12 protein-coding genes are annotated in these 12,171 nt (G+C 71.0%); 7 read left to right on the top strand and 5 right to left on the bottom strand.

Annotated elements, in window-relative coordinates:
• Nucleotides 1-130 precede the first annotated feature (130 nt).
• The 3 genes from ABTY62_RS03185 to ABTY62_RS03175 are packed head-to-tail and all read right to left on the bottom strand — an operon-like array spanning nt 131 to nt 3,107.
• Nucleotides 131-964 (bottom strand): ABC transporter ATP-binding protein, encoded by an 834-nt coding sequence (locus ABTY62_RS03185; protein ID WP_352127614.1) that lies wholly within the window; start codon nt 962-964, stop codon nt 131-133.
• A complete protein-coding gene (locus tag ABTY62_RS03180) occupies nt 961-2,013 on the bottom strand; it encodes a FecCD family ABC transporter permease (protein WP_352127613.1) in 1,053 nt (350 codons plus the stop codon). The genes ABTY62_RS03185 and ABTY62_RS03180 overlap by 4 nt, the downstream gene beginning before the upstream one ends.
• Before the next feature lie 56 nt (nt 2,014-2,069).
• Complete coding sequence (locus ABTY62_RS03175) at nt 2,070-3,107, bottom strand: ABC transporter substrate-binding protein (protein ID WP_502997391.1); 1,038 nt, start codon at nt 3,105-3,107, stop codon at nt 2,070-2,072.
• A gap of 689 nt (nt 3,108-3,796) precedes the next feature.
• Between ABTY62_RS03175 and ABTY62_RS03170 the strand changes: the two genes are divergently transcribed.
• Nucleotides 3,797-4,771 (top strand): alpha/beta hydrolase, encoded by a 975-nt coding sequence (locus ABTY62_RS03170; RefSeq protein WP_352127612.1) that lies wholly within the window; start codon nt 3,797-3,799, stop codon nt 4,769-4,771.
• 109 nt (nt 4,772-4,880) lie between these two features.
• Here ABTY62_RS03170 and ABTY62_RS03165 read toward each other — a convergent pair whose 3' ends face one another.
• Nucleotides 4,881-5,741: a LysR family transcriptional regulator gene (locus ABTY62_RS03165; RefSeq protein WP_311723272.1), complete on the bottom strand. Its 861-nt coding sequence runs from the start codon at nt 5,739-5,741 to the stop codon at nt 4,881-4,883.
• A 127-nt stretch (nt 5,742-5,868) separates the two neighbouring features.
• Here ABTY62_RS03165 and ABTY62_RS03160 point away from each other — a divergent pair, with 127 nt between their 5' ends.
• The 3 genes from ABTY62_RS03160 (at nt 5,869) to ABTY62_RS03150 (ending at nt 7,076) form a co-directional block, all read left to right on the top strand.
• Nucleotides 5,869-6,207 carry a GNAT family N-acetyltransferase gene (locus ABTY62_RS03160; protein ID WP_352127611.1) on the top strand — a complete coding sequence of 113 codons (339 nt, stop codon included), beginning with the start codon at nt 5,869-5,871 and terminating at the stop codon, nt 6,205-6,207.
• Between the two features lie 124 nt (nt 6,208-6,331).
• Nucleotides 6,332-6,607 carry a DUF3159 domain-containing protein gene (locus tag ABTY62_RS03155; RefSeq protein WP_352127610.1) on the top strand — a complete coding sequence of 92 codons (276 nt, stop codon included), beginning with the start codon at nt 6,332-6,334 and terminating at the stop codon, nt 6,605-6,607.
• On the top strand, nt 6,585-7,076 hold the full coding sequence (locus ABTY62_RS03150) for a VC0807 family protein (RefSeq protein ID WP_352127609.1): 492 nt from the start codon (nt 6,585-6,587) through the stop codon (nt 7,074-7,076). Before ABTY62_RS03155 ends, ABTY62_RS03150 begins: the two co-directional genes overlap by 23 nt.
• A 3-nt stretch (nt 7,077-7,079) precedes the next feature.
• Here ABTY62_RS03150 and ABTY62_RS03145 read toward each other — a convergent pair whose 3' ends face one another.
• A complete protein-coding gene (locus tag ABTY62_RS03145; RefSeq protein WP_352127608.1) occupies nt 7,080-8,297 on the bottom strand; it encodes a right-handed parallel beta-helix repeat-containing protein in 1,218 nt (405 codons plus the stop codon).
• A gap of 412 nt (nt 8,298-8,709) precedes the next feature.
• Between ABTY62_RS03145 and ABTY62_RS03140 the strand changes: the two genes are divergently transcribed.
• The 3 genes from ABTY62_RS03140 to ABTY62_RS03130 are packed head-to-tail and all read left to right on the top strand — an operon-like array spanning nt 8,710 to nt 12,150.
• Nucleotides 8,710-9,564 carry an ABC transporter permease gene (locus tag ABTY62_RS03140; protein WP_352127607.1) on the top strand — a complete coding sequence of 285 codons (855 nt, stop codon included), beginning with the start codon at nt 8,710-8,712 and terminating at the stop codon, nt 9,562-9,564.
• Nucleotides 9,561-10,448 (top strand): carbohydrate ABC transporter permease, encoded by an 888-nt coding sequence (locus ABTY62_RS03135; protein WP_352127606.1) that lies wholly within the window; start codon nt 9,561-9,563, stop codon nt 10,446-10,448. The genes ABTY62_RS03140 and ABTY62_RS03135 overlap by 4 nt, the downstream gene beginning before the upstream one ends.
• A 52-nt stretch (nt 10,449-10,500) precedes the next feature.
• Nucleotides 10,501-12,150, top strand: coding sequence for a type 2 periplasmic-binding domain-containing protein (locus ABTY62_RS03130; protein ID WP_352127605.1), 1,650 nt, complete (start codon nt 10,501-10,503; stop codon nt 12,148-12,150).
• Nucleotides 12,151-12,171 lie beyond the last annotated feature (21 nt).

The raw sequence follows: 12,171 nt of genomic DNA, 5'->3' as shown, positions 1-12,171 counted from the left end.
TCGCCGGCCACCGCCCCGGGTTCCTGGACCGGGACCGCGTCCTGGTGGCCGTGGCCGAGGAGCAGTGGTCGCCGGAGGCCCGGCACCTCATGTGCGACGGCCGCACCCTGCTGCCGCTCGCCGAGGTCGGCTACCCGGGAACCGGCTGCCTCGACCCGCTCGCGCCCGAGGCGGCCCTGCCGAGGAAGCGGATGTGGGGGCGTCCCTCCGGCCCGTCGGAGGTGACGACGGAGCGCACACCGTAGACGTCCGCGATGAGGTCCTCGGTGAGGACGTCGTGCGGCGTGCCGCGGGCCACGACGCGGCCGGCCTTCAGGACCACCAGCCGGTCGCAGTACATCGCCGCCAGGTTCAGGTCGTGGAGGGCGACGACGGTGGTCACGGGCAGGGCCGCGACGAGGGACAGCAGGTCCAGCTGGTGCTGGATGTCGAGGTGGTTGGTCGGCTCGTCCAGCAGGAGTTCGCGCGGCTCCTGGGCGAGCGCCCGGGCGATCTGGGCACGTTGGCGTTCGCCGCCGGACAGGGTGTGCCAGGACTGGTCGGCCCGGTCGGCGAGCCCGGTCCGCTCGAGGGCGCCGCGTACCGCGTTCTCGTCCGCCGCCGACGGCGCCGACCAGGCGCGGCGGTGCGGGATCCGGCCGAGGCCCACGACATCCCGTACGGTCAGCTCGGCCTGGGTCACGGCGTCCTGTTCGACGACGGCGACACGCCGGGCGACCGCCCTGCGCGGCAGCTCGCCGAGGGGGTGGCCGTCGAGGGTGACGACGCCGGAGGACGGGGCCAGCACTCCGGCCAGCAGCCGCAGCAGGGTGGACTTGCCGGAGCCGTTGGGCCCGAGCAGCCCCGTGCAGGAGCCCGGTGGCGGGGCGATGTCGACGGCGTCCAGGACGAGTCGGCCGCCCGCGGTGCGCGCCAGCCGCTCCGCGCGCAGGCCGGTGGTCGTGGTGCCGGGGCCGCCGGTCATACGGTGGTCGCCTTCCGGGTGCGGTAGAGGATCAGGACGAACGCCGGTACGCCGATGAGCGAGGTGACCACGCCCACCGGCACCTCCTGGGGTTCGAGCACGGTGCGGGCCAGGGTGTCGACCCACACCAGGAACACCGCCCCGGCCAGCGCGGTGAGCGGCAGCAGACGGCCGTGGGCGGATCCGGCGAGTGCGCGGGCGGCGTGCGGGAGCACGAGCCCCACGAAGCCGATGGCCCCGGCGGAGCTGACCAGCGCCGCGGTCAGCAGCGCGGTGGCGGTCAGCAGGATCAGCCGGGTACGGGCCACGTCGACGCCGAGCGTGGCCGCCGCGTCCCGCCCGAACGCGAAGGCGTCGAGCGCGTGGGCGTGGACGGCGCACACCAGCAGGGTCACGGCCAGCACGGCCAGGCACACCCACACCTCGTCCCAGGTGGCGCCGCTGAGCGAGCCGAGCAGCCAGAACAGCACACCGCGGGTCTGTTCCGCGTCGGCCGCCGTCATCACCACGAAGGAGGTGAGGGCGGAGAACAGCTGCATCGCGGCGACCCCGGAGAGCACGATCCGGTCCGTCGTGCCGCCCAGCACATGGCTGAGCAGCAGGACGAGGAAGAACGAGGCCAGGGCGCCGACGAACGCGCCCGCCGAGATCGACACGGCCCCGCCGCCGACCCCCAGCACCACGACGAAGACCGCGCCCGTGGAGGCTCCGGAGGAGACGCCGAGTACAAAGGGGTCGGCGAGCGGGTTGCGCAGCATCGACTGCATCACCGCCCCGCACAGCGCGAGCCCCGCCCCGCACACCGCGGCGAGCAGGGTGCGCGGCAGCCGCAGGTCCCAGACGATTCCGGCCCGGATCGGCGTCAGGTCGGAGGTGCCCCAGCCCAGGTGGGCGGCCACCACGGCCCAGACATCGGCGACGCCGATGCTGGCCGGGCCGATGGTGATGGCCACCGCGACCGAGGCCAGCAGCGTGGCGAGCCCCGCCGCCCACAGCGCGGCGCTCCTGAGTCGGCGGCTTCCGGGGGGCGCGGCTCGGCCAGGGGCCATGTGGCGTGGTGTCACCTGGCTCGGCGTGACGTGGCTCGGCGTCACTTGGCGTGGTGTCACTTGGCGAGCCCGAACGCGCGCAGGGCGGCGGCGGTCTTCTCGATGCCCTCGACCGTGCGGATCGACGGGTTCATGGCCTGCCCGCTGAGCAGGACGTACCGCTTGTGCCTGACCGCGTCCATGGTCCGTGTGACCGGGTTGGACTCCAGGAACTCGATCTTCTTCGTGGCGGTCTCGGCCGACTCCTGCTCGCGTGAGAGATCGCCGATGACCAGGACATCGGGGTCGCGGTCCGCGATCGCCTCCCAGTTGATCTGGGGCCACTCGTCGTGGCGGTCGTCGAAGACGTTCTCGGCGCCCAGGGCCCGGGTGATGATGCCGGGCGCGCCACAGCAGCCGGCCAGGTACGGGGCGTCGGAGTTGGCGAACCAGAAGAGCATGGTGGTGCCGGAGGCGTCGATGTCCTCGGTCGCCGTCTTCACCCGGGCCTTCAGAGCGCCGATCAGCCGCTCGCCCCGCTTCTCCACCCCGAAGACCGTGGCGAGGTCCCGGATCTCCCGGTAGATGTTCTCCATGGTCAGCGGGGTGGCGCGGGAGCCGTCGCCGTCACCGGTGTTGTCCTTGGCGCAGTCGGCCGGGGAGACATAGGTGGGCACGCCCAGGTCCTCGAACTGCCGGCGCGTGGCCACGCCGCCCTTGCCCAGGGTGGACTCGAACGAGGCGGACACGAAGTCCGGCTCCTGGTCCAGCACCTTCTCGAACGAGGGGGCGTTGTCGGCGAGCCGGGGCACCGTGGCGTTGGCCTTCCGCAGGCCCTTCAGCACCGGGTCGGTCCAGGTGGCCGTACCCGCCATGCGGTCGGCCAGGCCGAGCGAGAGCAGGATCTCGCTGCTGCCCTGGTTGAGCGACACCGCGCGCCGGGGCGGCCCGGCCATGTGCACCGTGTGGCCGCAGTTGGTGAGCGTACGCGGATATCCGGCGGCGGCGCGGTCCGACGGCCGGTCGCCGTTCGGGGTGGCGTCGGCGCAGCCGGCCAGCGTCAGGGTCGTGGTCAGGAAGAAGGCGGTGAGACGGGCGGGTCGTGCTATCGGCACGGACGTTCCTCTGCATGACGGGGCTCAGCTGCGGAGCCGGTCGTACGGTGGTGTTTCCCAAGGCCGGTCCGGTGAGAGCCGCGGCACCCGGCCGGGCCCGATGGGCACGGGCACGGCGGTGTCGGGTGCGTTCGGCCGTTGCCGGACGGTGTGTTCGGCCGTTAGCGGAGGATCAGTGGCAGGACGCCGGAGAGGACGGCCGGTGTGCTCGGCGCGGGCGCGGCGGACTGGGCCATGCTGAAAACCTCCTGGGGAACACGCGTCCCGGTTGTCGGTGCTCATACGACGGCGCAGGGTCTGACTCGCCCGGCGGCCGCCCCGCAGCACGGGGCCTCCGCCGGACACACAGTGGCGCGACCGTGCCGGATTCTCACCGGCTTCCGTCACGCCGTCGTTTGTCCATGAGACGTTAGCGCGCGCCGGGCCACGACCGCTACGCGGCATCGCGGGACGGAACATGCCCTCACATACCGAGCGGTTGGCATTCCCTCGGCGGCTACCGTCCGGGATGACCGGCGACGCATGGGCGCCGCGGCCGTATCCCCCGCATGGCGCTGCGGGGAAAGACTCGGTGCGCTGACGGACAAGAGTTGACCAGTGGCCGACCTAGGGTGGCCCCAGCAGCCGGGAGATTTCCATGATCTTCCCGGCACTTCCCCATTCCTACCCCCACACCTCGGGAGAGCCAGATGTCGGATGCCGTCGTGCCGCCGGTCCAGCCTGTCCTGGAGCCGGCCGCAGCCGCCTTCGCCGAAGCCACCGCCAACCCTCCGTACCTCTTCGATCTGGCCCCGGCCGAGGGCCGCGCGGCGGTCGACGAGGTGCAGTCCGGCGAGATCGACAAGCCGGCGGTCGACGAGGAGTGGATCACGGTGGCCGGCGGCCCCACGGGCAGCGTCCGGGTCCGCATCGTCAAGCCCGCGGGCAGCACCGGGGAGCTGCCGGTGATCATTTACATCCACGGCGCCGGATGGGTGTTCGGCAACGCCCACACCCATGACCGCCTGGTCCGCGAGCTGGCCGTCGGCGCGAACGCTGCGGTGGTCTTCCCGGAGTACGACCTGTCGCCTGAGGCCCGGTACCCGGTGGCCATCGAGCAGAACTACGCGGTCGCCCAGTGGGTGGTCCGGGAGGGCGGGTCCAAGGGCCTGGACGGCACCCGGCTGGCCGTGGCCGGCGACTCCGTCGGCGGCAACATGACCGCGGCCCTGACCCTGATGGCCAAGGAGCGCGGCGATGTGCCGCTGGTCCAGCAGGTGCTGTTCTACCCGGTCACCGACGCGAGCTTCGACACCGGCTCGTACCACCAGTTCGCCACCGGCTACTTCCTGCGCCGGGACGGCATGCAGTGGTTCTGGGACCAGTACACCACCGACGAGGCGCAGCGGGCCGAGATCACCGCCTCGCCGCTGCGCGCCACCACGGAGCAGCTGACGGGTCTGCCGCCGGCCCTGGTGATCACCGCTGAGGCGGACGTCCTGCGGGACGAGGGCGAGGCCTACGCGAACAAGCTGCGCGAGGCCGGTGTCCCGGTCACGGCCGTGCGTGTCCAGGGCATCATCCACGACTTCGTCATGGTCAACGCGATGCGCGAGACCCACGCCGCGCAGGTCGCCATCAAGCTGGCCGCCGACACGCTGGGCACCGCGCTCCAGAAGCGCTGAGAAGCCGGCCAAGGCCGAGCAGGGCCGGCTGACGGCCGGCCCCGGCCCGTACGCGAGCGCCGCACCCCGGACAGCGGGGGCGGCGCTCGCGGCCCGCTGCCGCCCGGGGTCAGGCGAGGTGTCGCAGCAGGGCGGCGGCCGCCGGGGGTGTCTCCCCCCGGGGCCACACCGCCATCACGTTCCAGCGCGGCGGGCGCCGGTCGAACCTGCGCAGGGTCAGATCGGGGAAGCGAGCGGCGATGGACTCCGGCATGACGCACACCCCGAGGTCGTGGCGGACGAGTTCGGACGCCGCGACGATGTCGTTGACCTCGAAGGCGGTGCCGCGCTCGACCAGGGCGGCCCGGAAGGCCCGGTCCACCGCGCCGCGGATCGCCCAGCCGGGTGTGAAGTCGATGAACGGCATCCGGGCGATCTCGGCGAAGGTGACCCGGTCCTCCTGGGCGAAGCCACGCGCGGGCGAGGCCGTGAGCACCATCTCCTCGCGCACCAGCGGGCGGGTCACCAGCCCCCGCTGCTGCTGGCGGTCCAGGGCCACCACGGCGAGATCCACCGTGCCGTCGCGCAGCGCCTGCCGGATGTCGGCCACCGGGGCCTGCCGGAGCCGGACCACCACACGGGGGTGTTCCGCCCGCAGCGCGGCCAGCGCGCGGTGCAGACCGACCCAGACTCCCTGCATGGTGCCGACCGTGACCTGCCCGCGCAGCTCGCCGCGCGCCACGTCGACCGCGGCCCGGGCCTGCTCGGCCGCCCGCAGCGCCGTGCGGGCCGCGGGCACGAACGCCTCACCCGCCGGGGTGAGGGAGACCCGGTGCGTGGTGCGTTCGAACAGCCGGGTCCCCATCTCCTTCTCCAGCGCCCGGACCGTGCCGGACACCGCCGACTGCACCACGTGCAGGCGCCGCGCCGCCGCGGTGAAACCGCCTTCCTCGGCGACGGCGACGACGACCTCCATCTGCCGCAGATCCATACCCACTCCCGAGGGACGGTGCGCTGTCGGGCAAGGCCCGGTGCGCCCACCGGCACACCGTCCTCACCTCGCGGTCTAGGGTGGCACCGAGCGTGACCCCCGCACCGCCGACGCCGAATGGAACACGATGACACAGCCGGCCGCAATTCCCGTCGTCCGCCGAGCCGACCAGCTCCACCGCTACGAGATCCTGGTCGACGGCGAACTCGCCGGCTTCACGGAGTACCGCGACCACGACGAGCAGCGGGTCTTCTACCACACCGAGATCGACGACGCCTTTGCCGGGCAGGGCCTGGCCTTCCGCCTCGTCCAGGAGGCGCTGACCGACGTGCGCGAGACCGGGCACCGCGCCGTGCCCGTCTGCCCCTACGTGGCGAAGTTCCTGACCAAGCAGACCGAGTTCGCCGACATCACCGACCCCGTCACTCCGGAGATCCGGCAGTGGCTCCGCACGGCGCTGCGCTGACGGCCGTCCCGGCGCCGGACGACCTCCCGTCCACGTTTCAGCGACGACTGGCGGGCCGGAAACTGGTCCGACACCGCGCGTCTGCTCTACCGTGCACTCACCAGCACGTCGTACGGGGGGATTCATGCACACTCAGGACGCGGCCGCGCAGAGCGCCCGGAGCGCACCGGACACCCAGCCACCGGGGCCCGACGAACAGCCCGCGCCGCCCGCCAGGTCCCGGGGTGCCGCCCTGGTCGGCTGGGTCGTCACCATCGCCCTGAACGTCGTCGCGCCGATCGTCACGTACAACGCGCTCCACGACCACGGCTGGAGCGAGTTCTCGGCGCTCCTGGTCAGCGGCTGCCTGGCCGGTGCTCGACAGCGCCGTTCACTTCGTGTGGCGCCGCCATCTCGATGAATTCGCCGTCGTCACCCTGGTGTTCCTGGTGATCTCGGCCGTGATGTCGCTCGTCGGCGCGCACTCGGCCCGCGCCCTGCTCGTCAAGGACTCCGCCGTCACGGGGATGTTCGGGCTGCTGTGTCTGGCCACGCTGCTGGCGCCGCGCCCCCTGATGTTCTACTTCGGGCGCAAGTTCGCCACCGACGGCACCGAGGCGAGCACCGTGTGGTGGAACGACCTGTGGCAGTACGAGGGCTTCCGCCGGACCATGATGACGATGACGGCGGTCTGGGGCGTGGCGTATCTGCTGGAGGCCGGGGTCCGGGCCGCGCTCGCCTACGTGCTGAGCACCGACACCATGGTGGTCCTGAGCCCGGTCCTGATCTACGGAGTGCTCGGCGCCCTCGCCCTGTGGACGGGCTGGTACGCCAAGCGGTCGCAGCGCAAGGGCGAGGAGCTCGCCGCCGCGGCCGCGACCGCCCAGTGAGCGTCAGCAGATGCTCTGGCTGCTGTTCACCAGCCGGTTGTTGCGGAACTCGGTGTTCTCGCCACAGGGGCTTTCCCGGATGGCCGAGTTGGTCACAGTGAGGTTCTGCACGGTGATGTCCCGGTTGTTGGCGAACTCGGTGCGCGCGGCGAGCCGGATCTCGCCGCCGCCCGTGACGGTGCCGCTCTGCGCGGCGAGGTCCACGTTGTAGCAGTTCTCGATCAGGACCGCGTTGTTGCCGGTGTCGGAGATCGTCACCCGGTCGATGACCGCGCCACCGCTCTCGGAGACACAGAACACACCGCGCCCGCCGCCGCGCGCGATGACCTCGCCCACCCGGATGTTGGTGGGATAGGAGCTGCCGACCCGGCCGTTGCGGTTGGCCATGCGGAAGGCCGCGTAGCCGGTGCCGGCGCCCGCGTTGTCCGCGTCGACCTTGGTGACCGTGGCGTTGATGGTCTGGTTGAGCAGCAGCCCCGACTCGCCCACGTTCCGCGCGGTGACCGTGCCGATGGTGATGCCGTCCACCCCGTAGGTCTCCACCGCGTGGCTGGAGGCCCCGGAGACATAGACGTTGTCGATCCTGACGTTCTTCGTCCACTGGCTGGTGTCGCCGCGGTTGTCGATCCGGACACCGAGCCCGGCCGACAGCCGCATGTCGATCTGGCCGAGCACCACGTTCTGGACGTTCCGCATGAAGATCCCGTACAGCGGGCTGCCCGTGAGCTTGAGGTTCTGGATCTCGATGTCCCGTGTGCCACGTGCGTAGACCGGCGCCTGGTCCCCGGAGCCGCTGCCGGTGACATTGATCGTGCCGCAGACGTCCAGCGTCGTGTAGCTGGGCAGCGAGACGCGGGAGTTGGCGCCGATGGAGCCGGAGCCGCGCACCACGACCCGCTCCTTGGACGTGCGGCCGGCCGTGAGGCTGTTGACCGCCGCCTGCATGGCGGCCCGCATATCGGTGCCCGTGTACACGACGCCGCTCCCGCGCCGCGCGGTCCAGGTGCTGCCGCTCAGCACGGCTTCGGCCTGGTACGAACCGTCACCGCACGCCGCGAGCCGCGGCGAGGCTTCGGCGGACCCGGCCCGGCCCGGATCCGCCGCGGCGACGGCCGACGGGCTCAGCCCGGAGCCGAGTGCGAGGAGGGCGACGGCGCCGGTCAGGGCGGCTCGCGTCCGGCGGGGCGCCCGGGAAGGGGGTGGTGCGGCTCTGCGTCCCATCTCGTCATCTCCTGTGTGGGGGTGATCACCCGTGTCGAACGATTCGACAGCACCCGTCGGGGTGCGGGGGAACAGGGAGGAGCAAGCGCTTTCTAGCGGTGTGGCCGCGAGTCTGGCAGCGCCCCGTCCGAGCGTCAAGAAAGTGTGCGGGACGAGGTGTCAGACGCTCGGCCGCCACCCGCCGTTGCTCCGGCGGCCCCGCACCGGAGATGTGTCAGAAGTGTTGACCGCAGCCTGAAAACGTTTTAACTTCCCCTCACTTCATACCCACAGCCGAGGAGGCTCCGTGGCAGCGTTGCTGCGTGAGCGCCCTGAGAAATCGACGGCAAGCCGCCCTTCCCGTCACCCGTCAGGCGCTTCAATCCAGCGAAAAGGTTTTCATAGACGCCGTAGCCGGACGCTGTTCTGGCTGATGGTGCCCGGGCTCGCGTACTTCCTGGTGTTCCACTACGGCGCCCTCGTCGGCAACGTCATCGCCTTCAAGGAGTACGTGCCCTTCGACGGCCTCTGGGGCAGCCCGTGGACCGGCGTGGAGAACTTCCAGCGGATGATGGAAGACGGCGCGTTCTGGGACGCGGTGATCAACACCCTCTGGATCGCGATCCTCCAGCTGGTCTTCTACTTCCCCGTCCCGCTCGCCCTCGCGCTGCTGCTGCACAGCCTGACCTGGTCCACCGTGCGGCGCTTTGTGCAGTCGGTGGTGTACCTGCCGCACTTCATCTCATGGGTGATCGTCGTAGCCCTGTTCCAGCAGGTCCTCGGGGACACGGGTCTGGTGAACGGCTACCTCGGCGACGCCGGTCTGCACACCGTCGACATCATCGGAAACCCGGACGCCTTCAAGCCGCTGGTGGTGGCCCAGGTGATCTGGAAGGACGCCGGCTGGGGCACCATCATCTTCCTGGCCGCGCTGTCGCAGGTCGACGAGCAGCAGTACGAGGCCGCCGCGATCGACGGGGCGGGGCCCTGGCGGCGCTTCTGGCATGTCACCCTGCCCGCCATCCGCCCGGTGATCATTCTGCTGCTCATCATGCGGCTGGGCGACATCCTCTCCGTGGGCTTCGAGCAGATGCTGCTCCAGCGCGACGCGGTCGGCCCGCAGGCCGCCGAGATCATCGACACCTTCGTCTACTACCAGGGCATCGTCGGCGGCGACTACGGGTTCGCGGCGGCCGCGGGCCTGTTCAAGGGCCTGGTCGGCGCGCTGCTCGTCTACGCGGCCAACAAGGTCGCCCACCGGCTCGGGGAACAGGGGGTCTACAGGTGAGCGCCACGGTGCGGCCCGGTTGGATGGAGAAGCCGAAACCCCTCACCCAGGCCGGCAAGGCCGTCGCCCTCGTCGCCGTCGTGCTGCTGGTCTGTGTGCCGTTCCTGGTGATCCTGTCGACCTCGCTCGCCTCCCAGCGCGAGGTGGTGGCCAATGGCGGCTGGGTGCTGTGGCCCGAACACCCGACCCTCCAGGCCTACCGCGACATCCTCGACGGCGGCATCGTCACCCAGGCGCTCGGCGTCAGCGCGGGCGTCACCGTCATCGGCACCCTGCTCAGCCTCGCCTGCACGGTCACCCTTGCCTACGCGCTGTCCCGCCCCGGTGTCTTCGGCGGCAGACCCGTACTCCTGCTGGTCCTGTTCACCTTTCTCTTTCCTCCGGGCATGATCCCGAACTTCCTGCTCGTCAAGGAACTCGGACTGCTCGACTCCTACGCCTCGCTGATCCTCCCGGTGCTGATCAACGTCTTCAACCTGGTCGTCCTGCGCGGTTTCTTCCAGGCCATCCCCGAGGAGCTGTACGAGGCGGCCCGGCTGGACGGCGCCGGAGACCTGCGGGTGCTGTGGTCGGTCGTGCTGCCCCTGTCGAAGGCCGCGCTCGCCGTCGTCGGCCTGTTCTACGCCGTCGCCTACTGGAACTCCTGGTTCTACGCCTCGCTCTACCTCGAGAGCGACCACTGGCCGCTCCAACAGGTGCTGCGCACCTATGTGGTGACCGGCGCCGGGCTCACGGACACCACCACCGGAGAGGCCACGGTGAACGCTCCGCAGACGATCCAGATGGCCATCCTCGTGATCGCCACCGTGCCGATCCTGGTCGTCTACCCCTTCCTCCAGAAGTACTTCACCAAGGGCGTGCTCACCGGCGCCATCAAGAGCTGAGCCCGCAACAGCCAGCAGCCTCACGAGCCGCACCCAGAAAGGTCCCCCGCCCATGCCCAGCATGTCCCGACGCACCCTGCTGCGCTCCATGACCACCGGTGGAGCCGCGGTCTGCCTCCCCGGTCTGCTCACCGCCTGCTCCACCGGTTCGGACGACGGCGATGTCTCCAACGCGGGCAAGAAACTCGCCGCGTGGCCCGCCTACGAGGCGGCCTCGGGCGCCAAGCCCGACCTCGCCCCCACCGAGTCGGGGGTCCAGCCCGGCTACACCTCCTACCCCGCCGATCTGGCCACCTCGGTCGCGCGCACCCCGGGCGACGGCTCCACGGTCAGGGTCATGTCCGTCACCTTCGGCACCCCGCCGAAGGGGCGGGGGCAGAACCAGTACTGGCGGGCCGTCGAGAAGGCCCTGGGCGTCAAGATCGAGTTCACCATCGTCTCGCAGGCCGACTACCAGAAGAAGATGGCCACGGTGATGGCGGGCGACCCCGATTCGCTGCCGGACATCATCAACGTCTTCTCCGGGTTCGTCCTGCCCCGCGAGGCGCAGTTCGTGCAGCGCAGGGCCGAGGACCTGACGCCGTTCCTGTCGGGCGAGGCCGTCAAGGACTACCCCAACCTGGCGGGCATCCCCACCCACGCCTGGCGCGACATGGGCCGCGTCGGGGGCCGCATCTACGGCATCCCCCTCGAACGCCCGCTGCCCGGCTCCACGCTGTGGATCAACCAGGGCATGTTCCGCGACGCCGGGATGAAGGAGGGGTGGACCTCCCAGGACTTCGCCGACGTCGCCAAGAAGGCCACCCACGGCAAGGCCTACGCCCTGGGCGCGTCCACCGGCTCGCTGTTCGGCAACGCCGTGCACTCCGCGGCCCACAACGCCCCGCAGGGCTGGGCCGTGGACACCAAGGGCACCTTCCGCCCGAACTTCACCGACGAGCGGTACAAGGCCGCGATCGCCTACCAGGCACAGCTCCGCAAGAACGGCTCGTACCACCCCGACGCCACCTCGCTGTCGGCGGTGGACCTGAACACCCTGTTCCTCAACGGCACCGCCGGCTCCATGCAGAACGGCTTCGGCTCCTACCAGACCCTCTACCCCGACTCCAAAGGCCTGCTCACCCCCGCGCCCGCCCTGCCCTACGACGTGGACGGCACCCCCGGCGGCATCGTCGCCGCCCGCCGCTCCTTCGGCTACACCATCCTGAAGAAGGCCAAGAAGGAACGCGTCGAACTGCTGCTGCGCCTGCTCGACTACCTGGCCGCCCCGTTCGGCACCAAGGAATGGGAGCTCATGCACTACGGCCTGGAGGGCGTGCACTTCACCCGGGACAAGGACGGCGCGCCGAAGACCACCAAGCTGGGGCAGGTGGAGAACGTCAACAACCTCCCCTTCAAATATCTGGCCGAGGGGCCGCAGGTGCTGTTCGTGCCGGGCAGGCCCGAGGTCGTACGCGCGCTGCACGCCTGGCAGCAGAAGGTGGTCCCGGTCGCCATCCGCAACGCGCAGTACGGGCTCCAGTCCCGCACCTTCACCGCGCAGGGCACCACCCTCAGGGCCCTCATGGACGACACGGTCACCGCGGTCATCGCCGGGCGCTCCCCGATGTCCGAGTACGACGCCGCCGTCAAGACCTGGCGCTCCCGCGGCGGCGACAGGATGGCCGAGGAGTTCGCCAAGGACTACGCCGCCAACCGCTGAGACGGCACCGACGACCACGTG

This window comes from Streptomyces sp. NPDC097640, from assembly GCF_040302705.1.
GTDB lineage: Bacteria > Actinomycetota > Actinomycetes > Streptomycetales > Streptomycetaceae > Streptomyces.
Note: the sequence above shows the minus strand (reverse complement) of the source record. Positions and strands in the feature narration are given on the sequence as shown.

What these genes read in the sequence shown, in the direction of transcription:
- ABTY62_RS03185 (WP_352127614.1), bottom strand. Translation starts at nt 964, where the DNA reads ATGACCGGCGGCCCCGGCACCACGACCACCGGCCTGCGCGCGGAGCGG.
- ABTY62_RS03180 (WP_352127613.1), bottom strand. Translation starts at nt 2,013, where the DNA reads ATGGCCCCTGGCCGAGCCGCGCCCCCCGGAAGCCGCCGACTCAGGAGC.
- ABTY62_RS03170 (WP_352127612.1), top strand. Translation starts at nt 3,797, where the DNA reads ATGTCGGATGCCGTCGTGCCGCCGGTCCAGCCTGTCCTGGAGCCGGCC.
- ABTY62_RS03165 (WP_311723272.1), bottom strand. Translation starts at nt 5,741, where the DNA reads ATGGATCTGCGGCAGATGGAGGTCGTCGTCGCCGTCGCCGAGGAAGGC.
- ABTY62_RS03160 (WP_352127611.1), top strand. Translation starts at nt 5,869, where the DNA reads ATGACACAGCCGGCCGCAATTCCCGTCGTCCGCCGAGCCGACCAGCTC.
- ABTY62_RS03155 (WP_352127610.1), top strand. Translation starts at nt 6,332, where the DNA reads ATGCACACTCAGGACGCGGCCGCGCAGAGCGCCCGGAGCGCACCGGAC.
- ABTY62_RS03145 (WP_352127608.1), bottom strand. Translation starts at nt 8,297, where the DNA reads ATGGGACGCAGAGCCGCACCACCCCCTTCCCGGGCGCCCCGCCGGACG.
- ABTY62_RS03140 (WP_352127607.1), top strand. Translation starts at nt 8,710, where the DNA reads ATGGTGCCCGGGCTCGCGTACTTCCTGGTGTTCCACTACGGCGCCCTC.
- ABTY62_RS03130 (WP_352127605.1), top strand. Translation starts at nt 10,501, where the DNA reads ATGCCCAGCATGTCCCGACGCACCCTGCTGCGCTCCATGACCACCGGT.